Origin of the sequence: Methylobacterium sp. C25 (assembly GCF_021352225.1) — a bacterium.
Lineage (GTDB): Bacteria > Pseudomonadota > Alphaproteobacteria > Rhizobiales > Beijerinckiaceae > Methylobacterium.
Map to the genome: position 1 here is coordinate 51,242 of NZ_JAAUVI010000006.1, position 25,255 is coordinate 76,496.

A 25,255-nucleotide genomic window follows, 5' to 3' on the forward strand; every position below is an offset into this window, starting at 1 on the left:
GAAAGTGAAAACGCGCCAGTGCGCCAGCATTATAGAGCGGAGCTCGGATGTTCCTGCGTCAGTTCAATTATCTACTTGCCGTTGTAGATGAAGAACACTTTGGTCGAGCGGCCGAAAAGTGCCATGTCACTCAACCTAGCCTCTCGGTCGGCATCAAACAGCTTGAGATGGAGCTCGGAGCACCGATCTTTCTCCGCGGACGTGGGCAACGTTTCCATGGATTGACAACCGAAGGTCAGATCATCGCGAAATGGGCACGCAAAGTTGTAGGACATTGCGATGCAATGCTCGACGAGATCGCGGAGATGCGGGCCAACCTCTCGGGGCGGCTGAGAATGGGCGCCATGCCCTCGATGTCGCCGGTCCTTCCGGTGCTCCTGCAACTGGTACGACAAAAGCATCCTAACGTCGTGATGGATGTGCGCTTCATCGGAAACGACGCGATGAAGATCGGCTTAAATAATTTTACTCTGGACGCAGCGCTGACATACCTCGATGAAGCTGAGTTTGGACGCCGGAATACCATCAAGATCTATACGGAAAAGATTTGCATCCTTGTCCCGGACACGGAACAATATGCCGACAGAACGACAATGAGCTGGGATGAGGCCTCGAAGCTTCCTTTGGCTATGCTGCGGCCGTCCATGCATGAACGACGGTTCGTGGATAGCGTATTTGCCAAGGTCGGCTTGGTCCCCGAGCCCAAATTGGAATCCGAGTCGATCCTGCATTTGATGTTCCAAGTTCAATTCGGTGGGCTCTGCACGATCATTCCCGAGCATTTCACGCGGATGCCGGGCCTCCACCCTGGAACCAAAGCTCTCGATCTCGTCGACCCGATCGTAAGTCAGGACGTCGGATTGTACTGGTCCGAAGGAGAGCTTCTCACGCCGATCGCAAGTGCTCTGGTTGCTGCGGTGAAGAACCTCAACAAGCGCGGAGGCCTCGATCAGATTTTAAGCCGAACGTCCAATGTCGCCGCTCCCGACTGGGACGCCACGCTGCCACCGCTTGCCTGCCCGACTTTTGCAGTGCCGCAGAAGGCCGAACGAATCTGATCGGCTCAGGCCATCCCGGCGAAGATCTGTTGCGAGAACGAATACGAGCCGGGCTCGAGATCGAGGCCCGGCTCGCTAGCGAACGGATCGAGATGCTGGACGGACGCTGCCGTCTCGGCCATCGATCAATGCGACTTCAATGACCGCGGACGAACGTATCGAGTTGGCCGGCTCCGGCACTCCCGAAGATGTGCGAGGCAGCAATGACGTCTTCGCGCGGTCGCTCCTGACTGTCGCGCCCACGAACGTAGAAGTATGGCTCGTCCAAGACCGATCCAACGGGCGCGAACCCCACGACGTGCCCCGAGCACAGCAACTCCATGCTGAGATCCTCGGGCCGAACGAGGACCTTTCGGTCGCCATTGCCGTCTGAGCCTTTGTCGGCGCTCTGAAGTGCGCGAGCCGCGCGCGACATCCATTCGGCGAGGAGCACCAACTCATCTGAATATTGCTCGGGACTGAACTCCTGGCCGTCGCCGGAGAGAAGCTGGGAAGCATCGTAGGGGAGCTTCTTCGTGAACCTTGAGCGATCAACTCCCCGATGAAGCAACTCGATCAGCAACCATGCCTCGGCATGCGCCGGCGAATGCTCTTCCGCCGAAAACGCGTGATTGGACGGCTTTCCATGCTCGAGAAACTGGAGAGTCATCTCCGCAACCCGAAGTTCGAGTTCCAGGCCGTCTATGAGACCGTGGGTCGTGATGGCACGTCGTTCGTCGCACCACCGCAGCCGGATGGGCTCCTTCCTTCCGGCATCAGGCCCGTAGCTGTTTTCGACGCGGGCCACCCATTGCAGGAGGCTATGGACCTGATGCTGCGCCTCGTTGAATTTCTGGATGTCGGGTACGTCTAGGTGGGAAAGATTGTGCTCGGCCATGATGTCGACTGCCTATCCAACGCGATGGGCGCGCTCCCCGAAGCCTGGAATCACAGCAACAAGGCGCGCGCCGAGTTCACGGACGAAGGTTCATTTCTCGAAACTGACGCCGAAGATCCGGCCGGCATTCAGGTAGGTCGCAGCCGCGAAAGCGTCCGCCGAGAGCCCGAGATTGCGGAAGTCGTCGACCCCCTGGCGCATCGGCCGGAACGGATAGGAACTGCCGAACAGGAACTGATCCTTCATGAAGCCGTTCGCGGCTTCGACGTACAGCTTTCCGCCTGGGGCAAACGTGTACATATCCGGCGATACGAAGACGTTCTCGTTTCGGAACGCGACCGTAACAATATCGTGCACACGCGGATAGAAGCCGTGGGAACAGACAAGCTTAAGGCGAGGAAATGTCTTCGCGACGACGTCTACTGCGAATGGATCATTGAACGCCAGGTTGGGAGTCGTCGGGCCTGACATGATGAAGGCAGGCACCTCCAGGGTCTGACAGAGTTCGTAGAGCGGCATCAGACGGTCGTCATTCGCCTTGAGGTGCTCCTTGTAGAAGCCGGCATCGAGATTCAGCCCTTTCAGGCCAAGCTGTCGGATGGCCCGTGTTGCCTCCTCGAGCGCCCCCTCCGGGCCGAGTTCGATCGGATCGACGGAAGCGACACCCAACAGTCGTTTCGGAGCGGCGGAAGCGACCTCAGCCAGGGCGTCGTTGGTCACCCGTACGCCGGGCACACTCCGGGCCACCATCACGGCTGCAGAGATGCCCGCTTCGTCCATCTCGGCAATGAAACCAGCTGCATCGCGGGCCCTCGTGAAATGATCGATGTCCCGGCTTCCAACGCGCTTGTTGAGCCACCGAACGACATCGTATTCGGGCGTGTTCGGTGTCGATCCGAAAAACTTGTGCAGGAAAGCGGGTCGGCTCCGCATGTCGACGATAGGCTGATTGCCTCCAACTGCCATTTCTTTTCCTCCCGGTTCGTCTTCGTAGTTGGGGTCTGCGGGCGACGAGGCGCTACCGCCGCAACGATCGAATGGCTAAGCGGACTGCTGCCAGACCAATGCCCCCAGGACGAAAGCAGTCTGTCCGCGCGCAGAACGCGAAAATATTAGAAAATTCGGATCGGCCCATAGCCCGATCCTAATTCACCGGCGCGCAAGCGCACGGCAGAGTCCCATGCGCCGCGTGATGGCGATCAGTCGAGGCAACGCCACGGCCAGTTAATAGGCCACTCCTATCACCATCTTCCAAATAAATATTAGCCGCAGAGACGATTGGCAGCCAATCATTGATGTGGCGACGTCTTTGCGCTGCAACATGGAGATATGCCGTGAATCTCATGTCTAGTAATCCGAAGATCGCAGAATCGTTCTGATCGGACGATCAAAATCTAGAAGCCATCGGCCGAGGGTCAGGTGTACGCCACACCGTAGATTCAAATCTGCAATGGACTTTAGGCTTCGATAAGCGAAGTCGAGGCAAAAAGTCGCCCGACCGAGCGATTAATCCATCAAGACGTATTGGGAGGAATTCATCATGTCGTCAGGTGTCGGCGTCATTGTAGAAGGGGCTGTTCCGATCAGCCCCACGACAACGGCAAGCGAAATTCCTTTCGAAGAGCCTCAAATCACAAAGAAGGCTCGCAATACGATCACGTTGGCGGCAACGCTCGGCTATCTGTTCGACGCCTACGCTATCAATATCTATGGCATGACCCTCGCGCTGATCGCATTGGATTTCGGCGTCAGCATTCAGACGATGGGCGCCATCGGCTCGGTCTTCATCGCGGGCTACATGCTCGGCAGCTGCGTCTTCGGAATGCTCGGGGACAAAATCGGCCGTAGGAAGACACTTGGTTTTTCGATTTTCGCCTATGGCAGCGTCACGGCCCTGACGGGCTTCGCCACGGGCCCGCTTTCATTTGCCATCGGACGGTTTCTGACCGGCGTCGGGGGCGGAGGAGAGCTGACCGTGGGCGTTCCCTATGTCGTCGAATCCTGGGACAGCAAGAACCGCGGTCTGGGCGCCGGGTGGATGTTCGCGGGCTACGCTCTCGGCGTCGTCTATGCGGCCGGAGTTTCTGCCTTGATCCTCGATTGGCTGGGATGGCGTGCGATGTATTTCCTCGCAGTTCTGCCTGCAGTGGTGATCCTCTTCGTCCGTCTCCAACTCGAGGAGAGCCCCTCCTACGTCGCCACGATGGCTAAGCTGAAGGAATCCAGGCGCGAGCGGATTTCGCTCATGGCAGCCATGAAGCAGAACCCGCAGATTCGGCGAAATCTGATCTGGGGTTCCCTGATCTACGTTTCACTCGCCTGCATCTACTACGCCGAGACGGTATTCGCGGTGCCATTCATGGTCACGACCCTCAAGATGACCACGACCACTGCTGTGGCAACCCTGGGCTTGTTCAACCTCTCGATGTTCGTCTTCTCGATCCTCTGCGGCATGGCGTCGGATCGGGTCGGCAGGAGGGTAGCGGGGTCTGTGACGCTACTGGCGCTGAGCGCCGCTCTCTGGGTCATGTTCTCGACAGCCTCCATCCCCCTGTTCGTTATCGCCGGCATCTTCGCATTCGGCGGTATCGGAGGCTCATGGGCGATCGGCATGGTTCATGTCGCAGAACTGTTCCCGACCGAGATCCGTGGATCTGGTTACGGCACTGCGGTCGCCATCGGTCGCTTCCCGTCGATCTTCGCTCCTCTGGGCATCGCGTGGCTCGCTAGCGTGACCGAGGGCGGCATGGGAGACGCGATGAAATATTCGTGCGCCGTCCTCCTTTGCGCGTTGCTCGCCTACGTCTTCGGACCCGAATCCCTGCGTCGAAACGGCAACGTGGCGCCGGACACCGTTGGCAAAGCTGGCTGACGGATCGAGGTAGCTCTCGTCACCGCTCCGAGGTGTTGTCCTCTCGGTTCGCCCAGCCTGGCCGTGGATCTCAATCAACCTTGCGACAGGTTAGGGATCCACGGCCTCACTGTGAATAGAGTGCTGGAGAAGGCCCCGTCTCAGTACGTGGCGAGACCGACGCAATACGAGTTCGGGAAGAATGACGCGCCGCCGGAATTGCACAGGCTGCCTAGCATTTGCCAGTTCAAGACTGCACCGATCGCGTAAATCAGGGTCACCAGAGCGATCGTCAGGATCACGGTCGTGGCGGCGGGATAAGATGTGAAGCGTTGGATCAAGGCCAAGCCGAGCGTGATGGTGAATGCTTCGGCGATCGCCGCGTACATTAAATCGATCCCACTCATGAAGCAGCCACACCATTGGCGGCCGCGCGTCCGGTCAGCATCAAGGTTTGAAGCGACAGACCAAGCATGTGCTTTCTAGCGCAGCTATCAGTCCAACGGCACTGCACAATTGGCATGTCCCCTCCGCCGAACACGCAACGTTGCCACCACACTTCGTACAAACCGATAATGTCTGCCTATGACACTGAAGAGAGAATGTATTGGCCGTGAAGACGTTCAACGTCCTAACAAGGATGTGTAGCGCTCACGTTCCGGCGTTTCTCTCAACTGATCTGGTGCCGTTTCTTAGATTCGGCACCAGCTTTTAGCGCAAGCGAAGATCGTGCCGAAACTCATATCTCACCTTCTCACAAGCCGAAGGCGAGGGCCTGCGCGGGCGTCAGATACTTCAGTCGCCTGACAAGATTTTTCAAGAAAAAGGCTCGCATACATGTCGACTATATATTGTTTATTCTAAATATACTTACACAATAAGTATGACTCAAATTTCGCGTATCTTTTCCGAAGACTGAAAACATGATGCAGACCCAGCGCTGGTTCTAGAGGGAGATTTGAAAATGGGCCTAGGGAGACGCGACCTGTTGAAGGGTGTCGGGGCGGCGACACTCGCAAGCGCGGGCGTCGGCCTTGGCCGATCCCGAGCAGCAGATGGCGTCTCCCTTCCATTCGGGAACGGTGAACGGCCGCTGGTGGCCTATCCGGGGAAGCGTCCCCTTCTCCTGACCACCGCCCGGCCTCCACAGCTTGAGACACCCTTCTCGGTTTTTGACGAGAGCATCATCACGCCGAACGACGCATTCTTCGTCCGATACCATCTGGCTGGTGTTCCGACCGAGATCGATCCGGAGACCTATTGTCTCGGTATCAAGGGTCACGTCGATCAGCCTCTTTCCCTCTCGCTCAAAGACATCAAGGCGCTGCCTAGGGCAGAGATCGTCGCGGTAAGCCAGTGCTCCGGCAACTCGCGAGGCTTCTTCGAGCCACGGGTCGCGGGGGGCCAGTTGGCCAACGGCGCTATGGGATGCGCCCGCTGGACCGGCGTCGCCCTGAAGGACGTTCTCGACAAGGCCGGCGTCAAGGCGGGGGCTCTCGATGTCGTCTTCGAGGCTCTCGATGGGCCGGTGCTGTCGGAGACGCCCGATTTCGCGAAGGCACTTCGCATCGATCATGCCCGCGACGGCGAAGTGATGCTCGCCTGGGCCATGAACGGCGAAGAGCTGCCGTGGTTGAACGGCTATCCGCTCCGACTCGTCGTCCCGGGCTACTTCGGCACCTATTGGGTCAAACACCTCGAAGCGATCACCGTCCTGGACAAGCCGTTCGACGGCTTCTGGATGAAGACCGCCTACCGCATCCCCGACAACGACTGCGCCTGCACCGACCCCGGTCAGGCACCGAAATCGACCGTCCCGATCAATCGGTTCGGTGTTCGTTCCTTCGTGACGAACGTCCTCGACAACACCAAGGTGAAGGCTGGATCGGTCGACCTGCGCGGAATTGCCTTCAATGGCGGTTCTGGGATCAAGGCGGTCTCGGTCTCGACCGATGACGGGAAGAGCTGGCTCACGGCGAAGCTTGGCCAGGATCTTGGCCGTTACGCCTTCCGCCCGTGGACGCTTCAAGTGGATCTGCCGGCGGGCCAGCACGTCATCCGCGTCAAGGCGACCGGCAATGATGGCGGCGAGCAACCCATGGAGCCGCGCTGGAATCCGGCCGGCTACATGCGGAACGTCGTCGAAAGCACCCGCGTCACGGCTGCCTGAAGGAGAGCGAGATGTCCAAACGGTCAAATCTTGCGGCCGCCGCTCTGTTGGTGGCGTCAATCGGGATCGCCAAGGCCAGCCCACGGACCATCGAAATTCCCGAACCGACGGCCGAATTCAAAGCGCCGAAGGATGATGCCCATAGGGCTGGCTTTGATGCAGCAACCGGAAACTGCATGGTTTGCCATTCGGTCGACTACATCGCGACCCAGCCGCCCAAGAAGGGCGACAAGTTCTGGGAGACCGAAGTTCACAAGATGATCAAGGTCTACAAGGCACAGATCGGCGAGAGCGACGCGAAGATCATCGCCGATTATCTCGCCGTGACCTACTGAGCATCGGCCAAGGGGCGTCGCAGGAAACCATCGAGACAAGCCGTGACGATCAGCCACTCTACTGCCTCGCCCATCCACGCGCGTGTCTTCGGAGCGCTCGACCTCGGTCGGCCATCGGTCCTGCCGGGCATCCTGCTGTGCCTAGCGATCACAGGCATGTCGATGGTGGTGCAGGCGTTGGAAGAGCACAGCACCGGGCATCCCTATGTCGAGGCTCTGGTCATCGCGATCCTGATCGGGATCGCGATCCGATCGTTCTGGACGCCGGGAGAGCGCTACAAGGCCGGTATCGCCTTCAGCGCGAAGCAGGTTCTCGAAGTGGCCGTTGCACTTCTCGGTGCTTCCATCAGCCTAGGGACGATCGTCGCTTCGGGACCGGCCCTGCTGAGTGGGATCGTCGGCACGGTCGTCCTCGCCATCACGGCGAGCTTCGGTATCTGTCGAGCGCTCGGACTGCCGCCACGGATGGCAATCCTAGTCGCCTGCGGGAACTCGATCTGCGGAAATTCCGCAATCGCCGCCGTCGCTCCGGTGATCGGCGCCGACAGCAAGGACGTCGCTGCGTCCATCGCCTTCACGGCCGTGCTCGGCGTCATCGTCGTCCTTGGACTCCCGCTCTTCATCCCGCTCCTGGGCCTGTCCGAGCATCAATACGGAGTTCTCGCCGGACTGACCGTCTACGCCGTCCCACAAGTTCTCGCTGCGACGGTCCCCGTCGGCGTTCTCAGCATGCAGGTCGGAACTTTGGTGAAACTCGTCCGGGTCCTGATGCTGGGCCCGGTGGTCGTCGCCTTTTCTCTCATCGGCCCAAGGCTTCCGGTTGAGGGAGCCACGACGAAAGCCCGATCCGGGCGTCTTGGATTCACCAAGATGGTGCCCTGGTTCATCATCGCGTTTCTCGTCCTGGCGGCGAGCCGCTCGATCGGACTGATCCCGGACGGAGCGTCAAAACCCGTGACGACCTTCGCCGGCTTTCTGACGATCATCTCGATGGCTGGGTTGGGACTGGGCGTGGATGTCAGAGTCCTTGCAAAGGTCGGCGGCCGCGTGACCTTGGCCGTGACGGGCTCCCTGCTGGTCCTGCTAGGGATCAGCCTCATCCTGATCCGGGCGCTTGGGATCGCCTAGCGCCCCGCATCGCTCGAAGAAGGCTGCCGCGTCACGCGGCTCTGCCCCCCTGCACAAGCCGTTACGGAGGAGACGCCACTTCCGGCCTGCAGGACGCGCTTCAGTGCGAGACCGATTCCAGGACGCGGCCCCGCGTTTCGACACCAAGTATGAGGACCAGCAGCGCCGCGATGAGGAAGCCGCCGGCTCCGACCTGGAAGGCCGTCGCCGGCCCATAATCGCGGACAAGAACCGGGACGATCATGGGCCCGAGGATGGCGCCCACTCGGCCGAAAGCGGAGGCGAAGCCCGCCCCCGTCGCCCGAGCCCGAGTCGGATAGAGTTCGGGCGTATAGGCGTAGAGGCAGCTCCACATGCCGAACATGAAGAACTGCATCACGAAACCGGAAACGAAGAGCCAGGTCTCGTTCGTCGCGTTGCCATAGAGATAGGCGGCCACGGCGGCGCAGATGAGAAATAGCGCCGTCGTCGCTTTCCGCCCGATGCGCTCCAGAAGAATCGCAGCCGCTGCGAAGCCTGGAATCCCCCCGATCGTGATCAGCGTCACGAAGCCCACCGAACCGACGATCGAGAATCCTTTGTCCTTGAGCAGCACGGCGATCCAGGAATTGAGCCCGAAGAACCCGATCAAGGCGAAGAACCAGAGCCCGAAGGCCATGATGGTTCGAAGCCGGTAGTCCGGGGAGAACAGGGTCGCGATCGGGTTCTGATGCAAGACGTTCGGTGCGCTCGCGACCTGGACGACAGGCGGCAACGGTCCATCGATCCGGTTTTGGACCTCGGTCTCGATCTGTCGTGTCACCGCGTCGGCCTCGGCAAGACGGCCTCGGTCGGCAAGCCAGCGTGGTGATTCGGGCATCGACCGTCGAACGATCAGCACCACGAGGGCGAGCAGGCCAACGGCCACGAAGGCCCACCGCCAGCCGAGTATCGGGAGAATGAGGAAACTGAGGGCGCCAGAGAGAACGAAGCCGACGGCCCAGAATCCCTCCATGATGGCGATGTACTTCCCGCGTACGTTTGCAGGCACGATCTCGGACACCATCGCCTGTGCCACCGGCGCTTCGCCGCCGACGCCGACGCCGATGACGAAGCGGCATGCCATCAGCACCGGAAGGCTCCAAGCCGCGGCCGCCGCGAGGCTCGCCAAACCCCATACGATCATCGTCACCTGAAACACCGCCTTGCGGCCAAAGCGGTCCGAGGCTGTTCCGGCCAGAATGTTGCCCACGAGTTGTCCCGCGAACGTCATGGCCGCGAGTTGCCCTGCCTGCGTCGGTGTCAGCTCAAAGGCGACCGTGATCGAGCCCAGTAGAAACGTCAGGAGAGCCACGTCGATCTGGTCGACGAGCCAGGCTGAGGCGATGATCGCGAAGACCTTGCGTTGGTATCCCGTCATCGGCAGCCGTTCGAGCCGCGCTGCAACGTTCTCGATCGAAGCATCGGCCGGGGAGGGCTCAACCCGAAGCGGGGGGATGATCTGCGCCGATTGATTGATCATGGCCACGCCCGACGTCAGATTTCGTCGGTCAGCTTGCCACCAGAATTCGCGATCTCGTCAAGCTTCATTTGTTCGTCGAACGATGTCTCGTCTTGGACTTCATCCCGGAATTCAGGCGGCACATCCGCGGCGTCCGACGATGATTATGACGGCGACGGCATAGAGGAAGGCATTTTGCGGAGGAAAGAGCCGCATCTGAATCCTTCCGGAGGCGGCAATTGCGGCTGATCCGAGAGCAGAGGCCCTCTGCCACTTCCTGCGCGGATGAACGGCGAAGCCGGTCTGATCGGGCGGCTTACGCTCGATCTCGGTAGCGATCATCGTGGCGCTCGCCAGCGCAGCCGATCAAGCTCGGAAATATTCATGTTTCGTTCGCGTTAGGATTTGGGCGGCCCGGATCGGGCCGCCCGAAGAACCAATGCCATCGAAACTTACTTGAGAGCCATTTCGGCAAATAAGCCTCTCAAGCTCGTCTCTCTGAATGGCTAGATCACAGTCGTCACACTATGAGCAGCCGGTCGTGCCGCCGCAGGTGTCACACTTCAGGCAGGTGCCGTTGCGAACCAGCGTGAAGTTCGCGCATTCGGGGCAAGCCTCGCCGACATAGCCCTTCATCTTTGCCTCGGCGCGGCGGTCGGCGACCGTGCGCTCGGCCTTTTCGGGCTTGGCGAAGGGGAGGGTGTCCGCGATCGTCTCGGCATGGCCTGCTTCGACCGGCTCAGCCTTCAGCGCGGTCGCGCCACGGGTGGCGTGGATCACGTTGCCGGCCGGAGCGGAGGCGCTGACCGATCCGACGCCCGTGGTCGCGAAGCCGGGACCGCCCTGGATCAGGGTGAGCCGGTCGGCCGAGCCACGCAGCAGGCCACGCGAGACCACGCTGGAGGCAGCCGGGCCGGGCTTGCCGGCCTCGCGGGTCGTGTCGCCCTCGCCGCCGCCGAGCGCGGTGCCACCGATCTCGGACGGGTTGACGTGGGCGAGGTCGGTGCGGCCGAGATACGAGATCGCGAGTTCGCGGAAGACGTAGTCGAGCAGCGAGGTCGCGTTCTTGATCGCGTCGTTGCCCTGCACGAAGCCCGACGGATCGAAGCGCGTGAAGGTGAAGGCCTCGACGTATTCCTCCAGCGGCACGCCGTATTGGAGGCCGAGGGAGATCGCGATGGCGAAGTTGTTCATCAGGCTTCGGAAGGCAGCGCCCTCCTTGTGCATGTCGATGAAGATCTCGCCCAGCCGCCCGTCGTCGTATTCGCCGGTGCGCAGGTAGACCTTGTGGCCGCCGACCACGGCCTTCTGGGTGTAGCCCTTGCGGCGGTCGGGCATCTTTTCGCGCGAGCGGATATGCTCGACGCGCTCGATCACCCGCTCGACGATCTTTTCGGCAACCACGGCAGCCTTGGCGGCGGCCGGGGCCTGAATCACGGCCTCGACGGCATCGTCCTCGTCGTCGTTGTCGGCGATGAGGGCGGAGTTCAGCGGCTGCGAGAGCTTCGAGCCGTCGCGGTAGAGCGCGTTGGCCTTCAGAGCCAGGGTCCAGGACAGGCGGTAGGCCGCCTTGCAATCCTCGACGGTGGCGTCGTTGGGCATGTTGATGGTCTTGGAGATCGCACCCGAGATGAAGGGCTGCGCGGCAGCCATCATGCGGATGTGGCTCTCGACCGAGAGGTAGCGCTTGCCGGTGCGGCCGCACGGGTTGGCGCAATCGAACACCGCGTAGTGCTCGGGCTTGAGGAAGGGCGCGCCCTCCAGCGTCATCGCTCCGCAGACGTGAATGTTGGCGGCCTCGATGTCCTTCTTCGAGAAGCCGAGGAAGGGCAGCAGCTCGAAGGTCGGGTCGGCCAGCTTCTCGGCGGGCACCTTGAGGGTGTCCTTCAGGAAGTCATCGCCGAGCGTCCAGCGGTTGAACACGAACTTGATGTCGAAGGCCGACTTCAGGCCCTTCTCCACCGCCGCGATCTTCTCGTCGGTGAAGCCGCGGGTCCGCAGGCTCGCTGGGTTGATCGCAGGGGCCTGGCCCATGGAGCCGTGGCCGACGGCATAGGCCTCGATCTCGGCGATCTCGCTCTCGCGGTAGCCGAGCGCCCGCAGGGCGTCGGGGGCCGCCTGGTTGATGATCTTGAAGTAGCCGCCGCCGGCGAGCTTCTTGAACTTCACCAGGGCGAAGTCGGGCTCGATGCCGGTGGTGTCGCAATCCATGACGAGGCCGATCGTGCCGGTCGGCGCGATCACCGTCGCCTGGGCGTTGCGGTAGCCGTGGGCCTCGCCGAGTTCCAGCGCGCGGTCCCAGGCGGCGCGGGCATGGGCGCCGAGATCGCCCTGCGGGATGTTGGCGTGGTCGAGCGGGACGGGCGCGATCGAGAGGAACTCGTAGCCCTTGGCCTCGCCGTGGGCAGCGCGGCGGTGGTTGCGGATCACCCGCAGCATCGCGTCGGCATTGTCCTCATAGGCTGCGAAGGGGCCGAGCTCGGAGGCCATCTCAGCGGATGTGGCGTAGCTCACGCCGGTCATGATCGCGGTGAGCGCGCCGGCGAGCGCGCGGCCTTCCTTCGAGTCGTAGGGCAGGCCCATGGTCATGAGCAGGCCACCGATATTGGCGTAGCCGAGACCCAGCGTGCGGTAGCGGTAGGAGAGCTCGGCGATCTCCTTCGAGGGGAACTGCGCCATCATCACCGAGATCTCGAGCACCACCGTCCAGAGGCGGTTGAGGTGCTCGAAGGCCTCGACGTCGAAGTGTTTGGTGGCGCGGTCGTACATCGTCAGCAGGTTGGCCGAGGCCAGGTTGCAGGCGGTGTCGTCGAGGAACATGTACTCGGAGCACGGGTTCGAAGCCCGGATCCGGCCGCCCTGCGGGCAGGTGTGCCAGTCGTTCATCGTGGTGTTGAAGTGCAGGCCCGGATCGGCCGAGGCCCAGGCGGCCTCACCGATCTTCTCCCAGAGATCGCGGGCCTTCAGGTTCTTCACGACCTTGCCCGTGGTGCGGGAGGTCAGGTTCCACTCCCCGTCCGCATCCACCGCGCGCAAAAAGTCGTCGGTGAGCGAGACCGAGTTGTTGGAGTTCTGGCCGGCGACCGTGAGGTAGGCCTCGGAATCCCAGTCGGTGTCGTAGACGGGGAATTCGAGCTTGGTGAAGCCCTGCTTGGCGAATTGCACGACGCGCTTGATGTAGGAATCCGGCACCATCGCCTTGCGGGCAGCCTTGATTTCGCGCTTGAGAGCCGGGTTGCGCTCGGCGTCGAAGCAGGCGTCGCCCTCGGCCTCGCACTGGCTGCAGGCCTTCATCACGGCGGTGAGGTGCTTGGAAACGACCTTCGAGCCGGTGACGAGGGCGGCGACCTTCTGCTCCTCCTTCACCTTCCAGTCGATGAAAGCCTCGATGTCCGGGTGGTCGATGTCGACGATCACCATCTTGGCGGCGCGGCGCGTGGTGCCGCCCGACTTGATGGCGCCGGCAGCCCGGTCGCCGATCTTGAGGAAGCTCATCAGGCCGGAGGACTTGCCGCCGCCGCCGAGCTTCTCGTTCTCGCCGCGCAGCATCGAGAAGTTCGAGCCGGTGCCCGAGCCGTACTTGAACAGGCGCGCCTCGCGGACCCACAGGTCCATGATGCCGCCCTCGTTCACGAGGTCGTCCTGGACGCCCTGAATGAAGCAGGCATGCGGCTGCGGATGCTCATAGGACGAGGACGAGCGGGTCAGCTCACCGGTCTTCCAGTCACAGTAGAAGTGGCCCTGGCCGGGGCCGTCGATGCCGTAGGCCCAGTGCAGGCCGGTGTTGAACCATTGCGGCGAGTTCGGCGCGACCATCTGCTTGGCGAGCATGTAGCGAAGCTCGTCCATGAAGGCCGAGGCGTCTTCCTCCGAGGAGAAATAGCCGCCCTTCCAGCCCCAATAGGTCCAGCAGCCGGCCAACCGATCGAAGACCTGGGTCGAGGAGATCTCGGAGCCGATCCGCTCAGCCTCGGGAAGCTCGGCGAGGGCCTTCTCGTCCGCGACGGAGCGCCAGAGGAAGGAGGGAACGTCGTTCTCCTCGACCTTCTTGAGGCGCGCGGGGACGCCGGCCTTGCGGAAGTATTTCTGCGCGAGCACGTCGGCAGCGACCTGGCTCCAGCTCTCAGGCACGGAGATGCCGTCCAGCCGGAAGACGACCGAGCCGTCCGGATTGCGAATTTCGCTCACCGCCTCACGGAACGCGATGGCCGCGTACGGGGATTGGTTGGCCGTGGTGTAACGCCGCTCGAACCGCATGAATCGCTTCCCCCTCGACGCGCGTGGCGCGCCCTGCCGGCGGACATGCCGGCATGGACTGAACGTTTGGCTGACACCCGGCCGGAGCACGGCGCCGACAACGAACCCACCGGTTGTCGATCGCCGCTGCGATGGCCGGACGGGGACTCGACAACCCCGTTTCAGCCCAGCCGAAGCGTTGATCGAACACTAACCCTGGTAGATTCCGGACGTCAATAAGTGGTGTTGGAACGAGGAAGCGGCGCTAGATGTTGTGGTCTGCGCCGCAAATCCTGTGGATAACTCACGGTGCCAGCTAAGTGTCGATCCGGCTTCACCGTTTGAGTTCGATAAAATTTTTGCTCCACAGCATCGCGAACGGGCAGTGACGAACGCCGCTAAAATGCCGTCGATCGCGGAGGTGGGCGTGGCGGATATGCGACAGGGTTTGGGGGCGGAAACGCATCCATGTCGCGACGTCGCCGCTCGGAGCGGATCGACTCACCGGAGGCTCGGAGATTCGGAGGTCGGAGACGAGTCGCGGGTGATATTTGGAGGGCGCTCACGGCGGCACACACCGTGGGCGGAGCGCCGTGATTCCTGACGTCCGTCTCGGAGGCGCAAACAGCGCCCGTCAGCTTCGTTCGGCCTGCCGAAGAGAAGAGTGGCCGCCCCCATGCAGTGTCGGCGTCTGATGGTCCCGGAGGCGCGACAAGCACGCTAAATTGCGCTCTGGGGCCGCCCTCACGACGCCTTTTCGACCAGCGAGAACGGCGACGATCGGGGCGCCCGTCAGGCCGTGAGGGCCGTGGGGCGGCGCAGCTCCGGGAAGCCGATCCGGTCGAGGAACTGCTCGCGCAGCCGGTCGACGACGGCATACCCGACGACGGCACCGTCGCTCGCCGGATCGATCACCACGCGGTACGGCCGCTTGCCCTTGGGCATCCGCACGATCTCGGCGACGGCACGGCCGATCTCGGCAGGGTCGGCCTCCGGCGGCACCGTCGCGGCGAGAGCCCTCACCATCTTGTCGGCGAAGTCGCTCGGCCAGCCGGCCGTGTAGTCCTCGGCGCGTGCCTGATCCGCCGGGGTGCCGGCATTGGCGAAGTGGTTCGTGCCCGAGGTGAAGGCACCGGGCACGACGATCGTCGTCTCGATGCCGAACGGCGCCAGTTCACGCGCATAGGAGACCGCAACCTGATCCATGCCCGCCTTCGCGGCGAAGTACGGCCCGAGCAGAGGAGGGATGCCGCCCATCACGCTGCTGCTCGAAATCCAGACCAGCAGGCCGTCGCGGGCCGCCCGCATGTGAGGCAGCACGGCGCGGTTCACGCGCTGTGTGCCGAGGACGTTGACGTCGTAGAGTGCGGCGAGCTCCTCGGCGGAAAACGCTTCGAGCGGCCCGAGCACCATGTGGCCGGCATTGTGGACGAGCACGTCGAGCCGGCCATGCTCCGCGATGATCCGCTCGATTGCGGCATCGACGGAAAGCTGCTCCCGAACGTCGAGTTCGATGGTCCGCAGGTCGGTGCGGCTTCGCGCGGCCCAGGCCGCGATGTCGGCGACGGTCCCGGCATTCTTGCCGGCAGTGCCGCGCATCGACGCGTAGACGATCAGTCCGGACCGGGCGAGGTCTTCGGCGATCATGCGGCCGAAACCGCTCGAGGCGCCGGTGACGAGCGCGATTGTGCTCATGTTGAAGCTCCTCGTCCGCTGGGCTCAGATGATGCCGCCATTGGCACGCAGGACCTGACCGTTGATCCAGGCCCCATCGGGTCCCACCAGGAATGAGACCGTGTTGGCTATGTCGCGCGGCTCGCCGAGCCGACCGAGCGGCGTCCGCCCGATGATCGGCTTGATGTCGTCCTCGGTCTTGCCGTGCGTAAAGAGATCGGTGTTGACGGGACCCGGCGCGACGACGTTCGCCGTGATCCGCTTCGGTCCCAATTCCTTGGACAGGATGTGCGTGATCGCCTCGACGCCGGCCTTCGTGGCCGCATAGGCCGCGTAGCTCGGCTGGTAGAGTCCCACCACGCTCGACGAGAAGCTGACGATCCGGCCGCCCTGGCGCAGGCGCTGGGCCGCCTCGCGCAGCGCGTAGAACGTACCGGTGAGGTTGATCGCGATGGTCTGGTTCCAGAGCTCGTCGCTGGTCTGGGCGACGGGCGCGAGCTTCATGATTCCGGCATTGTTGACGAGGACGTCGACGCCGCCGAACGCCGCCTCGGCCGCGGCGAAGAGCGCCCGCACCTCGGCGAGGTTGCCGATGTCGGCTTTGACGGCCATCGCTCGGCCGCCTGCCGCCTGGATCTTCGCCACGAGCTTTTCGGCCGGCTCCGCGCCGCTCGCATAGTTGATCACGACCGCCAGGCCGTCGCTGGCCAGACGCTCGGCGACCGCCGCCCCGATGCCCTTGGACGACCCGGTGACGATGGCGACCCTGCTGCCCTGCGCCGTGTTCGACATGTCTGCCTCCTGTGTCTGGTCTCAATCCCGATGGACGTGAGATGTGCCGGGGCAAGTTCGTGCGGTAGACGACTGGCACGACTGTCGCTTATTCGTATAGCGAATAAGCATGTTCAAAGACTTTGCCCTGCTGAAGAGCTTCGTCACGATCGTGGAGAGCGGCAGCATCTCCGCGGCAGCTGTGAAGCTGCAGGTGACGCAATCCTGGCTCAGCCGCCAGCTGAAGAGCCTGGAAGATCAGTGCGACGCGGTCCTGCTGCGCCGGGACACCCACCGGATGAGCCTGACCGATACCGGCCGTCGCTTCCTTGTCGACGCTCGATCGATCCTAGAGATGGCGGAGGAGGCGGAGCAGAGGCTTCGCAACGACCAGACCGCGATCCAAGGCAATCTGAGGATCTTTTCGACGATCGACTGGGGCCAGAGCGTGGTAAGCCGGCTGATCGCAAGCTTCATCCAGGCGCATCCCGCCGTCAGTTTCGATCTCGCCTATTCCAACCGGCCTCTGCACATGATCGAGGAAGGCTGCGATGCCGGCGTCATTGCGGGCAGTCTGACCGACGACAGCGTCGTGGCCCGCTCGGTCGGTCACATCGAACGCCATCTCGTCGCATCGCCGTCGCTCGTCACCGGCAGACCGGTTCCCCGGGATCCGGAGGATCTCCGCGATTGGCCCTGGCTCAGTCTGAACAACGCCCAGTTCGGCGGGACGAAGCTGATCGAGCTGCATTCCGACCGCGACGAGCGCAGATTGGACATCGAGCCGGTCATGACCTCCGAGGGCGTTACGAGCCTCCGTGAAGCGGCCCGGATGGGTCTCGGCATATCGATCATGCCAGACTGGCTCGTCGAGGACGATCTCACCGACGGCCGTCTCGTGCGCGTGCTGCCAGAGTGGCACGCCAGCGCTCTGCCGGCGCATGTCGTCTATCCCCTGCAGCGCAGATTGCCGCTCCGGGTGCGGACTTTCGTTGATTTCGCCACCGAGTACATGACCGGCTTCCTCGCCGAGAAGCGCGCTGCGCGGGTACCTGAGCGGAGAGCGCCCGCGAGCCGTGGGGCTCGCGATCATCGCGCCGAACGGTGACGAGGTCCGCTCCTCTCGGCCCGGATCGCCGCCGCGCGACGCTGGACTTGCGCCGATGCCCCGCTCATAAGGGCGGCGCTGACGGCTGGCCCGCGCCTGCGACCGAGGAATCATGGCCCTCAAGGACACGCTCCTGCGCATCTTCACCTGGTGGAACGGGCAGACCGTTTCGCTGGCACTCATGACCGCGCGCAGCGGGCAGTACGTCGGAGCCGACGAACTCGGCAACAAATACTACAAAGCGCTTGGCCCCCTGATCGACCGCTCGGTCGGGCCGGAGCGGCGCTGGGTCGTCTATAACGGCTATGCCGATGCCTCGCGCGTCCCGCCCGGATGGCGTGCCTGGCTCTGCCACAACGGCGAGATCCCCCCGAGCGAGGAGGATTACCATCCCCGCGAGTGGCAGAAGCCGCATCTCGAAAACCTCACTGGCACCACCGCCGCCTACCGCCCGGCAGGCTCGCAGCTCGCGCGCGGCGCCGCTGCCCCGGCCTCGGGCGATTACGTGCCGTGGTCGCCGGGAGCCTGAAGTCGGCTGCCTGCGGGCAGATCACGTTGCGGTTGATCAGACCGATCGGGCGCAGAAATCGTGATCGACTCAAAGAGTTAGAGCAGGCTTCACGCAAAATGGCTGTGTCCACTTTTTCGTAGCCTGCTCTTGGCCGCCCTTTTTCCACCAAGCTTACCGTGTCTAGAGCGCCCCATGCCGGCGCAGCTCCGGCCTCACGCCCAGCACAGTCTCGAGAGGGGCGCGCCTTGAGCCGCAGAACCGCACGTCTTCTCCGCTCGACCGTTCTCCTGGCGACGGTTCTCGGCCTCGCCGCGAGCCCGGCTTCGGCCGACAAGATCAAGAACCCCACGGCGGTGTTCTCCGGCCTCGACAAGATCACCGGCCGGATCGTGTCCTTCGAGGTGGCCGTCGACGAGACCGTGCAGTTCGGCGCCCTGCAGCTCACGCCGCGTGTCTGCTATTCGCGGCCGCCCACCGAGACCCCGAAGACCACGGCCTTCCTCGAGGTCGACGAGGTCACGCTCGACAACAAGTACCGCCGCATCTTCACCGGCTGGATGTTTGCCTCCAGCCCCGGCCTGCACGCGATTGAGCACCCGATCTACGACGTCTGGCTCGTCGATTGTAAGGGTGGCACCGACGTGATCGCCGAGGTGAAGGAGCAGGAGGACACTCCGGCCCTGGCCTCACGCGCCGAAAAGAAGAAGCGCGATCGCGGCAACGATCCGACCAAGGCGGCCGCCCAGATGAACCAGCAGGGCCAGGTCGACGTCGAGGGGCCGCGCGGTGTGCCCGTGCAGCCGAAGCAGAAGCCCTCCCGGAAGTTCTTCCCGACGAACGAGGGTCCGACGGCTGCCGCCCAACGTCCGCCCGCTCCGCGCGAGCCGGAATCGATCTTCGACCGGATCTTCCGCTAGATCGGCTCCGGACCGAGCGCTGCGAGCACGTCCGCTCCGCTCACGGCTCGGTCACGCGGCCAGACCGCCCAGTCGGCCTCCCGTGCGACCGCCTCGTTCAGGCGGCGCTTGTAGACGTGCCGCGGTACTTCCTCGACGCCGAACTGGCTGAGATGGTCGGTCAGGAACTGCGTGTCGGCGAGGCGATAGCCGCCCACACGCAGCCGCGCGACGAGGTGGACAAGCGCCACCTTCGAGGCGTCGCGCACCTCGTGAAACATGCTCTCCCCGAAGAAGGCCGCCCCGAGCGACACGCCGTAGAGGCCGCCGACCAGACGACCTTCGGCATAGACCTCGACCGTGTGGCAACGACCGGCATCGAACAGCGCGCCGTATAGGTCGCGGATGCGGGCATTGATCCAGGTGCGGTTCGTCTCGCGCCGGGGCGCGGCGCAGCCGGCGATGACGGCGTCGAAGTCGTGGTCGCTCACCACCTCGAACACGTTGGAACGCACGGTACGGGCGAGACGGCGTGGCACATGGAAGCGATCCAACGGCAGAACCCCGCGCGCGCGGGGCTCGACCCAATAGATCGTGGGATCGTCGGCATCCTCCGCCATCGGAAAGATGCCGGCGGCATAGGCCTTCAGCAGGATGTCCGGCGTGATCTCGACGGGGATCCGATCGTGCATCCCCTTTTCTCGCTCGCCCGCTTCACGAGCGCCAGCGAAGAATCAGCGCCGCCGGCCGCGTCATCGGGCCGGCGGCGCCGGTTCGGTCAGCGTGCCGGGCCGCCCGAGGTGCCACCGACATTCGGCACAGGCTTGTTGGGCTGCGCGGCATTGCCGCCCTTGGCGGAATCGATGGCGCCGGTGCCCGCGGCGGGGTCGCTGACGCCGGCGCGCGGCATCGGTTCGGGGGCTGGTGGCGTCTGGCGCGGGCCACCCGAGGTCTGACCCGTCTGCGGAACCGGCTGGTTCGGCTGAGCGGCATTGCCGCGATCGCTCTGGGCGAAGGCAGGCGCAGCCGTGATGAGCAGAGCAGCTACGGCGGAAGTCGAACGAAACACGAGGAAACTCCATCGGACATGGACGACGTCACGAGCGTGACCCCGCTCGCCGTCCGGATGCCCGAGGAACCGTCGCGAAGCCTCACTGTTCCCGCATGGCCGATGTCAGCCTTCGTCGAGGCCCTCGCGCTCGAGGAAATGCTCGAGCCAGTGGATGTCGTAGAGCCCGTTCTGGACGTCGGCATTGCGCACCAGCGTCCGGAACAGCGGCAGCGTGGTGTCGACGCCGTCGACCACGAATTCGTCCAGCGCCCGGCGCAGCCGCATCAGGCACTCGTTCCGGGTCCGCCCGTGTACGATCAGCTTGCCGATCAGCGAGTCGTAGTTCGGCGGGATGCGGTAGCCCTGGAACACCGCGGAATCGACGCGCACGCCGAGGCCGCCCGGCGGATGGAAATAGGTGATCAGGCCGGGGGAGGGGCGGAAGGTCGAGGGATGCTCGGCATTGATCCGGCACTCGATGGCATGGCCGTTCACGTGGATGTCCGACTGCGCCACCGAGAGCGGATTGCCTGCCGCCACGCGGATCTGCTCGTTCACCAGGTCGATGCCGGTGATCATCTCCGTGACCGGATGTTCCACCTGGATGCGGGTGTTCATCTCGATGAAGTAGAAGCGCCCGTCCTCGTAGAGAAACTCGATGGTGCCGGCACCGAGATAGCTCAGCTCCTGCATCGCCTTGGCGCAGATGCCGCCGATCTCGGCGCGCATCTCGGCATTGAGAGCGGGCGAGCCGCCTTCTTCCCAGACCTTCTGGTGCCGGCGCTGCAGCGAGCAATCGCGCTCGGCGAGGTGGATGGCGTTGCCGCGTCCGTCGCCGAGAACCTGCACCTCGATATGGCGCGGCTTCTCAAGATATTTTTCGAGGTAGACCGCATCGTCGCCGAAGGCGGCCTTGGCCTCGGTGCGAGCCATGGTGAGCGCCTGCTCGAGATCGGCCTCGGTGCGGGCGACCTTCATGCCGCGCCCGCCGCCGCCGGAGGCAGCCTTCACGAGCACCGGATAGCCGATCTCGGCGGCGACGCGCTTGGCCTCGTCCGTATCGGTGACACCGCCCTCGGAACCCGGCACGCAAGGGATGCCGAGACGCTTCGCCGTGCGTTTGGCTTCGATCTTGTCGCCCATCACCCGGATGTGCTCGGCCTTGGGGCCGATGAACCCGATATTGTGGTGGGAGAGCACCTCGGCGAAGCGGGCATTCTCGGATAGGAAGCCGTAGCCGGGATGCACCGCATCGGCCCCGGTGATCTCGCAGGCCGCGATGATCGAGGGGATGTTGAGGTAGCTGTCGCGCGCCGCCGGCGGCCCGATGCAGACGCTCTCGTCGGCAAGCCTCACATGCATCGCGTCGGCATCCGCCGTGGAGTGGACCGCGACGGTGGCGATCCCGAGCTCCTTGGCCGCCCGCAGGATCCGCAGCGCGATCTCGCCGCGGTTGGCGATCAGGATCTTGTCGAACATTCTACTCGATCACCATGAGAGCTTCGCCGAATTCGACGGGAGTGCCGTCCTCGACGAAGATCGCGGTGACGGTGCCGGCGCGCGGAGCGACGATCTCGTTGAAGGTCTTCATCGCCTCGACGAGCAGCACCTTGTCGCCGGCCGCCACCTTGGAGCCGACATCGACGAACGGCTTCGCCTCGGGGGAGGGGCGCAGATAAGCCGTGCCGACCATCGGGGAGGGCACCGCTCCGGGATGGGCCGCGCCCTTGGCAGGCGCCGGCGTGCCAGGGGCCGAAGCGGTCGCGATGGCGGCCGGAGCCGGCGCGGCAGCCGCGATCGGAGAAGCCGACGGCGAGACCTGCACGGCGATCTGCTCGATCTTGCGGGCGACGCGGATGCGCAGATCGCCCTTTTCGACCTCGATCTCGGTGAGATCCGTCTCGGCGACCATCTTGGCGAGTTCGCGTACGAGGTCCGGATCGAAGGGTTCGCTCTTGGCCATCGCCTGCCGTCTTATGCGTCGGGGGAGGGGGGCTGGCGCCCCCGGAGAAGATGCGCGAGGGCGTCGAGCCCCGCACGGTAGCTATAGGCGCCGAAGCCGCAGACCACCCCGGCACAGACCGGAGCGATCAACGAGACGTGGCGGAATTCCTCGCGGGCATGCACGTTCGAGAGGTGGATCTCGACGGCCGTGACCTTGGACCCGGCGATCGCATCGCGCAGCGCGATCGAGCTGTGGGTGTAGGCGGCCGCGTTGATCAACACGCCGGCCCCCGCCTCGCCCGCCTCCTGAACGAAGCTCACGAGTTCGCCCTCGTGGTTCGTCTGCCGGAAGGTCAGCGCGATGCCGAGCTCGCCTGCCCGTACCGCACAATCCCGCTCGATCTCGGCCAGCGTGGTGCTGCCGTAGATTACCGGCTCGCGGCGACCGAGCAGATTGAGGTTCGGCCCGTTGAGGACGTGGATGGCGAGCATGGGCCCTTAAGGCTGTGGCGGCCAGGCGGACCCGGCCGTGACGATGCCGGTCTTAGACGACCGGTGAAGGCTGCGACAAGGGGCCACGCACCCGTAGTCCCGTCGCGGATCGGCCGTGATCAGCAGCTGGCGTGGCCGCACTGGCGCACGTCGGCGATGGTCTTCTTCATCGGATCGACGCCCACGGCACCCGGCAGGATCTCGTCGCCGATGATGAAGGCGGGCGTGCCCGAGAGGCTGAGCTTGTCGCCGAGACCCATATTCTCGGTGAGCGCAGCCTTCACCTCGGGGCCGGCGGCATCCTTCTTCAGGCGCTCGACGTCGAGGCCGAATTCCTTGGCGACGGCCAGTGCCCGCTCGCCGTTGACGCGGCCCTTGCTCTCCAGAAGCTTCACGTGAAAGTCGAACATCTTGTCGCCCTTGAGCTGCTGCTTGGCGGCGAGGGCGATCTTGCTGGCTTCCACGGATTCGTTGCCGAGAACCGGGAAGTCCTTGAGAACGACCTTCAGTTTTGGGTCGCTCTTCATCAGCGTCTGCACGTCGGAGAGCGCCTTGCGGCAATAGCCGCAATTGTAGTCGAAGAACTCGACCAGGGTGACGTCGCCCTGGAGGTTGCCGGCGACCACGCTGTGGGGCGAGTCGACCAGGGTCGCGCTCGCCTCCTTGAGGGCGGCGGCCTGCGCGAGCTTCTGCGTCTCCTGGGCGCGGCGCTCGCCTTCGGCGACGGCCTCCTGGAGCACCTCGGGGTTCTTCACGAGGTAGTCCTTGACGATGGACTCGATCGCCTTGCGTTGGGCGTCGTTGAAGACCGGAGCATCCTCGGCAGAGACGGATGAAACGGCGCCGAGAGCCAGAGCGGCAGCGAGGGCGAACGCTGAGGCGGAACGAAGGAGGGGCATCGATGTCCTCGAAGAATTCAAGGCGGGCCTCGCAACGGCGGCTGCGACGCGGCGCGCTTCCGGGCCTGCGATAGAGGAGGGGTTAGGCGTTTTCGCGGCGCGGGGTCAAATCACGGCGCGATCGGATAGAACTCCTGCGACGAACGGATGGGAGCCTCGGCCATGAGCGATGACGGCGTCGCGCGCTTGCGCAAGATCTGCCTTGCGCTGCCTGAGGCGACCGAGAAGGAGACCTTCGGCGGCCCGACCTTCCGGGTGCGGGAGAAGATCTTCGCGATGCCCCGCAAAGGCGACGGTCGTCCCTCGGTCTGGATGAAGGCGCCCGCGCACGCGCAGGAAATCCTGATCGGCGCCGACCCGAGCCGCTTCTTCGCGCCGCCCTATGTCGGCCCCAAGGGTTGGATCGGGATGCGACTGGACGACAGCCCGGACTGGTCGGAGGTCGAAGCGCTCGTCACCCGCAGCTACCGCCTGATCGCGCCGAAGCGGTTGGCCGCGAGGGTGCCGCAACCCACAAGCGGCGAGGGCTGAGGCGTACCGTTCATCGTGCCCGTGATCCGTCCGGCCCTTGCCAGCGGGCGCATATCGCCCGATCGAAGCCCGATGAGCCAAACTTTCGAAACAATCTCGCGGCGCGCCCAAGCCGTGGCCCCCTTCCTCGCCATGGACGTGATGGCTGCGGCTGCCGCCAAGGCTCGCAGCGGCGAGAGCGTGATCCGCATGGAGGTCGGCCAGCCGTCGGCGCCGGCCCCGCGAGCGGTCATCGCCGCAGCGCAAGCGGCCCTTAGCGACGGACGCGTCCCCTATACCGAAGCGCTCGGTATGCCGGCTCTGCGCCAGCGTATCGCGCGCCACTATGCCGAGACCTACGGCGTCACTGTTCCACCAGAGCGCGTCGTCGTCACCACAGGCTCGTCCGCCGGGTTCATCCTATCGTTCCTTGCGCTGTTCGATGCAGGTGCTCGGGTCGGGGTGCCTCAGCCGGGCTATCCCGCCTATCGCAGCATCCTCACCGCGCTCGATCTGGTGCCGGTGCCAATGGTTCTGCAGCGCGCCGACCGCTTCGCGCCAACGAGCGGCCTGATCCAGGACGTGCACGGGCAGGGCGGCCTCGACGGCGTGCTGGTGATGAGTCCGGCCAATCCGTCCGGCACGGTAATCGCGCCGGCCCGCCTTGCCGAGCTCTGCGCGACGGCGAAGACGCTCCGCCTCCCCTTCATCTCGGACGAGATCTATCACGGGTTGAGCTATGGCGTGCCGACAGCGACGGCGCTGCAGTTCGACCCGGACGCGGTCATCATCAACTCGTTCTCGAAGTTCTATTGCATGACCGGCTGGCGCATCGGCTGGATGGTGGTACCGGAAGCCCTGGTGCGCCCGATCGAGCGGCTGGCGCAGAACCTCTATATCTCAGCGCCCTACCTCTCGCAGGTCGCGGCACTCGCCGCCTTCGATACCCTCGACGAGATTGGCGCGATCCGCGACGGCTATGCGCAGAACCGGGCGATTCTGCTCGACGCCCTGCCGGGCCTCGGCCTCGGCGAGACGCATCCGGTGGACGGCGCGTTCTACCTCTACGCGGATGTCGGGCGGCTCACGGACGACGCCACCGCCTTCTGCCGTCGCATGCTTGAGGAGGCGGGCGTGGCGGCGACACCCGGGCTCGATTTCGACCCGGTGCAGGGCCACCACCATGTCCGCTTCTCGTTCGCAGGCTGTCGGGCGGAATGCGTCGAAGCGGTGCGGCGGCTACGAACCTGGCTCGCTTGACGCG

The 25,255-nt window shown here is 64.1% G+C and carries 23 protein-coding genes; 10 read left to right on the top strand and 13 right to left on the bottom strand.

What is annotated here, in order from left to right; translation table 11 throughout:
• Positions 1-47: 47 nt before the first annotated feature.
• The gene (locus tag HCU64_RS16175) at positions 48-1,058 is read left to right on the top strand and encodes a LysR family transcriptional regulator (RefSeq protein ID WP_233385129.1); all 1,011 of its coding nucleotides are present in this window, start codon (positions 48-50) and stop codon (positions 1,056-1,058) included.
• A gap of 136 nt (positions 1,059-1,194) precedes the next feature.
• Here HCU64_RS16175 and HCU64_RS16180 read toward each other — a convergent pair whose 3' ends face one another.
• Positions 1,195-1,935 (bottom strand): hypothetical protein, encoded by a 741-nt coding sequence (locus HCU64_RS16180; protein WP_233385130.1) that lies wholly within the window; start codon positions 1,933-1,935, stop codon positions 1,195-1,197.
• A 90-nt stretch (positions 1,936-2,025) separates the two neighbouring features.
• A complete protein-coding gene (locus HCU64_RS16185; protein WP_267922422.1) occupies positions 2,026-2,901 on the bottom strand; it encodes an amidohydrolase family protein in 876 nt (291 codons plus the stop codon).
• 574 nt (positions 2,902-3,475) lie between these two features.
• Between HCU64_RS16185 and HCU64_RS16190 the strand changes: the two genes are divergently transcribed.
• Positions 3,476-4,807, top strand: coding sequence for an MFS transporter (locus HCU64_RS16190; protein WP_233385132.1), 1,332 nt, complete (start codon positions 3,476-3,478; stop codon positions 4,805-4,807).
• A gap of 140 nt (positions 4,808-4,947) precedes the next feature.
• On the opposite strand, the gene HCU64_RS16195 is transcribed toward HCU64_RS16190, so the two are convergent.
• The gene (locus tag HCU64_RS16195; protein ID WP_233385133.1) at positions 4,948-5,193 is read right to left on the bottom strand and encodes a hypothetical protein; all 246 of its coding nucleotides are present in this window, start codon (positions 5,191-5,193) and stop codon (positions 4,948-4,950) included.
• Between the two features lie 557 nt (positions 5,194-5,750).
• Here HCU64_RS16195 and sorA point away from each other — a divergent pair.
• From sorA to HCU64_RS16210, 3 genes are all read left to right on the top strand, one after another.
• Complete coding sequence (sorA, locus tag HCU64_RS16200; RefSeq protein WP_233385134.1) at positions 5,751-6,956, top strand: SorA family sulfite dehydrogenase catalytic subunit; 1,206 nt, start codon at positions 5,751-5,753, stop codon at positions 6,954-6,956.
• 11 nt (positions 6,957-6,967) lie between these two features.
• Positions 6,968-7,291 carry a SorB family sulfite dehydrogenase c-type cytochrome subunit gene (gene sorB, locus HCU64_RS25640; RefSeq protein ID WP_233385135.1) on the top strand — a complete coding sequence of 108 codons (324 nt, stop codon included), beginning with the start codon at positions 6,968-6,970 and terminating at the stop codon, positions 7,289-7,291.
• 72 nt (positions 7,292-7,363) lie between these two features.
• Positions 7,364-8,419, top strand: a complete 1,056-nt coding sequence (locus HCU64_RS16210; RefSeq protein ID WP_233385277.1) for a YeiH family protein — start codon at positions 7,364-7,366, stop codon at positions 8,417-8,419.
• A 100-nt stretch (positions 8,420-8,519) separates the two neighbouring features.
• Here the strand turns inward: HCU64_RS16210 and HCU64_RS16215 are convergent, their stop codons facing one another.
• From HCU64_RS16215 to HCU64_RS16230, 4 genes are all read right to left on the bottom strand, one after another.
• Positions 8,520-9,920 (bottom strand): MFS transporter, encoded by a 1,401-nt coding sequence (locus tag HCU64_RS16215; protein ID WP_325169987.1) that lies wholly within the window; start codon positions 9,918-9,920, stop codon positions 8,520-8,522.
• A 504-nt stretch (positions 9,921-10,424) separates the two neighbouring features.
• Positions 10,425-14,156 carry a vitamin B12-dependent ribonucleotide reductase gene (locus HCU64_RS16220; RefSeq protein WP_233385137.1) on the bottom strand — a complete coding sequence of 1,244 codons (3,732 nt, stop codon included), beginning with the start codon at positions 14,154-14,156 and terminating at the stop codon, positions 10,425-10,427.
• 771 nt (positions 14,157-14,927) lie between these two features.
• Complete coding sequence (locus tag HCU64_RS16225) at positions 14,928-15,830, bottom strand: SDR family oxidoreductase (protein WP_233385138.1); 903 nt, start codon at positions 15,828-15,830, stop codon at positions 14,928-14,930.
• 24 nt (positions 15,831-15,854) lie between these two features.
• Complete coding sequence (locus HCU64_RS16230; protein WP_233385139.1) at positions 15,855-16,601, bottom strand: SDR family oxidoreductase; 747 nt, start codon at positions 16,599-16,601, stop codon at positions 15,855-15,857.
• Between the two features lie 109 nt (positions 16,602-16,710).
• Between HCU64_RS16230 and HCU64_RS16235 the strand changes: the two genes are divergently transcribed.
• From HCU64_RS16235 to HCU64_RS16245, 3 genes are all read left to right on the top strand, one after another.
• Positions 16,711-17,688 (top strand): LysR family transcriptional regulator, encoded by a 978-nt coding sequence (locus HCU64_RS16235; protein ID WP_233385140.1) that lies wholly within the window; start codon positions 16,711-16,713, stop codon positions 17,686-17,688.
• Between the two features lie 112 nt (positions 17,689-17,800).
• Positions 17,801-18,217, top strand: a complete 417-nt coding sequence (locus HCU64_RS16240; protein ID WP_233385141.1) for an NADH:ubiquinone oxidoreductase subunit NDUFA12 — start codon at positions 17,801-17,803, stop codon at positions 18,215-18,217.
• Positions 18,218-18,444: 227 nt separating this feature from the next.
• Entirely contained in the window at positions 18,445-19,116 is a 672-nt protein-coding gene (locus HCU64_RS16245; protein WP_233385142.1) for a DUF2155 domain-containing protein, read from the top strand.
• On the opposite strand, the gene aat is transcribed toward HCU64_RS16245, so the two are convergent.
• The 6 genes from aat to HCU64_RS16275 all read right to left on the bottom strand — a co-directional run bounded on the left by aat (position 19,113) and on the right by HCU64_RS16275 (position 23,481).
• A complete protein-coding gene (gene aat / locus HCU64_RS16250) occupies positions 19,113-19,787 on the bottom strand; it encodes a leucyl/phenylalanyl-tRNA--protein transferase (RefSeq protein ID WP_233385143.1) in 675 nt (224 codons plus the stop codon). The genes HCU64_RS16245 and aat overlap by 4 nt on opposite strands.
• An 86-nt stretch (positions 19,788-19,873) precedes the next feature.
• Positions 19,874-20,164, bottom strand: coding sequence for a hypothetical protein (locus HCU64_RS16255; protein WP_233385144.1), 291 nt, complete (start codon positions 20,162-20,164; stop codon positions 19,874-19,876).
• 105 nt (positions 20,165-20,269) lie between these two features.
• Positions 20,270-21,625, bottom strand: coding sequence for an acetyl-CoA carboxylase biotin carboxylase subunit (gene accC, locus HCU64_RS16260; protein WP_233385145.1), 1,356 nt, complete (start codon positions 21,623-21,625; stop codon positions 20,270-20,272).
• Between the two features lies 1 nt (position 21,626).
• Complete coding sequence (gene accB / locus HCU64_RS16265; RefSeq protein ID WP_233385148.1) at positions 21,627-22,109, bottom strand: acetyl-CoA carboxylase biotin carboxyl carrier protein; 483 nt, start codon at positions 22,107-22,109, stop codon at positions 21,627-21,629.
• An 11-nt stretch (positions 22,110-22,120) separates the two neighbouring features.
• Positions 22,121-22,582 (bottom strand): type II 3-dehydroquinate dehydratase, encoded by a 462-nt coding sequence (aroQ, locus tag HCU64_RS16270; RefSeq protein WP_233385150.1) that lies wholly within the window; start codon positions 22,580-22,582, stop codon positions 22,121-22,123.
• Positions 22,583-22,701: 119 nt separating this feature from the next.
• Positions 22,702-23,481: a DsbA family protein gene (locus tag HCU64_RS16275; protein ID WP_233385151.1), complete on the bottom strand. Its 780-nt coding sequence runs from the start codon at positions 23,479-23,481 to the stop codon at positions 22,702-22,704.
• A gap of 162 nt (positions 23,482-23,643) precedes the next feature.
• Here HCU64_RS16275 and HCU64_RS16280 point away from each other — a divergent pair, with 162 nt between their 5' ends.
• Positions 23,644-24,012, top strand: coding sequence for an MmcQ/YjbR family DNA-binding protein (locus HCU64_RS16280; protein WP_233385152.1), 369 nt, complete (start codon positions 23,644-23,646; stop codon positions 24,010-24,012).
• A gap of 72 nt (positions 24,013-24,084) precedes the next feature.
• Positions 24,085-25,251 (top strand): aminotransferase class I/II-fold pyridoxal phosphate-dependent enzyme, encoded by a 1,167-nt coding sequence (locus HCU64_RS16285; RefSeq protein WP_233385153.1) that lies wholly within the window; start codon positions 24,085-24,087, stop codon positions 25,249-25,251.
• Positions 25,252-25,255: the final 4 nt, after the last annotated feature.

Bases quoted from the DNA above. Each gene is read 5' to 3' on its own strand.
- HCU64_RS16175 (WP_233385129.1), top strand. From the start codon at position 48: ATGTTCCTGCGTCAGTTCAATTATCTACTTGCCGTTGTAGATGAAGAA.
- HCU64_RS16180 (WP_233385130.1), bottom strand. From the start codon at position 1,935: ATGGCCGAGCACAATCTTTCCCACCTAGACGTACCCGACATCCAGAAA.
- HCU64_RS16185 (WP_267922422.1), bottom strand. From the start codon at position 2,901: ATGGCAGTTGGAGGCAATCAGCCTATCGTCGACATGCGGAGCCGACCC.
- HCU64_RS16190 (WP_233385132.1), top strand. From the start codon at position 3,476: ATGTCGTCAGGTGTCGGCGTCATTGTAGAAGGGGCTGTTCCGATCAGC.
- HCU64_RS16195 (WP_233385133.1), bottom strand. From the start codon at position 5,193: ATGAGTGGGATCGATTTAATGTACGCGGCGATCGCCGAAGCATTCACC.
- sorA (WP_233385134.1), top strand. From the start codon at position 5,751: ATGGGCCTAGGGAGACGCGACCTGTTGAAGGGTGTCGGGGCGGCGACA.
- sorB (WP_233385135.1), top strand. From the start codon at position 6,968: ATGTCCAAACGGTCAAATCTTGCGGCCGCCGCTCTGTTGGTGGCGTCA.
- HCU64_RS16215 (WP_325169987.1), bottom strand. From the start codon at position 9,920: ATGATCAATCAATCGGCGCAGATCATCCCCCCGCTTCGGGTTGAGCCC.
- HCU64_RS16220 (WP_233385137.1), bottom strand. From the start codon at position 14,156: ATGCGGTTCGAGCGGCGTTACACCACGGCCAACCAATCCCCGTACGCG.
- HCU64_RS16225 (WP_233385138.1), bottom strand. From the start codon at position 15,830: ATGAGCACAATCGCGCTCGTCACCGGCGCCTCGAGCGGTTTCGGCCGC.
- HCU64_RS16230 (WP_233385139.1), bottom strand. From the start codon at position 16,601: ATGTCGAACACGGCGCAGGGCAGCAGGGTCGCCATCGTCACCGGGTCG.
- HCU64_RS16235 (WP_233385140.1), top strand. From the start codon at position 16,711: ATGTTCAAAGACTTTGCCCTGCTGAAGAGCTTCGTCACGATCGTGGAG.
- HCU64_RS16240 (WP_233385141.1), top strand. From the start codon at position 17,801: ATGGCCCTCAAGGACACGCTCCTGCGCATCTTCACCTGGTGGAACGGG.
- aat (WP_233385143.1), bottom strand. From the start codon at position 19,787: ATGCACGATCGGATCCCCGTCGAGATCACGCCGGACATCCTGCTGAAG.
- accC (WP_233385145.1), bottom strand. From the start codon at position 21,625: ATGTTCGACAAGATCCTGATCGCCAACCGCGGCGAGATCGCGCTGCGG.
- accB (WP_233385148.1), bottom strand. From the start codon at position 22,109: ATGGCCAAGAGCGAACCCTTCGATCCGGACCTCGTACGCGAACTCGCC.
- aroQ (WP_233385150.1), bottom strand. From the start codon at position 22,582: ATGCTCGCCATCCACGTCCTCAACGGGCCGAACCTCAATCTGCTCGGT.
- HCU64_RS16275 (WP_233385151.1), bottom strand. From the start codon at position 23,481: ATGCCCCTCCTTCGTTCCGCCTCAGCGTTCGCCCTCGCTGCCGCTCTG.
- HCU64_RS16280 (WP_233385152.1), top strand. From the start codon at position 23,644: ATGAGCGATGACGGCGTCGCGCGCTTGCGCAAGATCTGCCTTGCGCTG.
- HCU64_RS16285 (WP_233385153.1), top strand. From the start codon at position 24,085: ATGAGCCAAACTTTCGAAACAATCTCGCGGCGCGCCCAAGCCGTGGCC.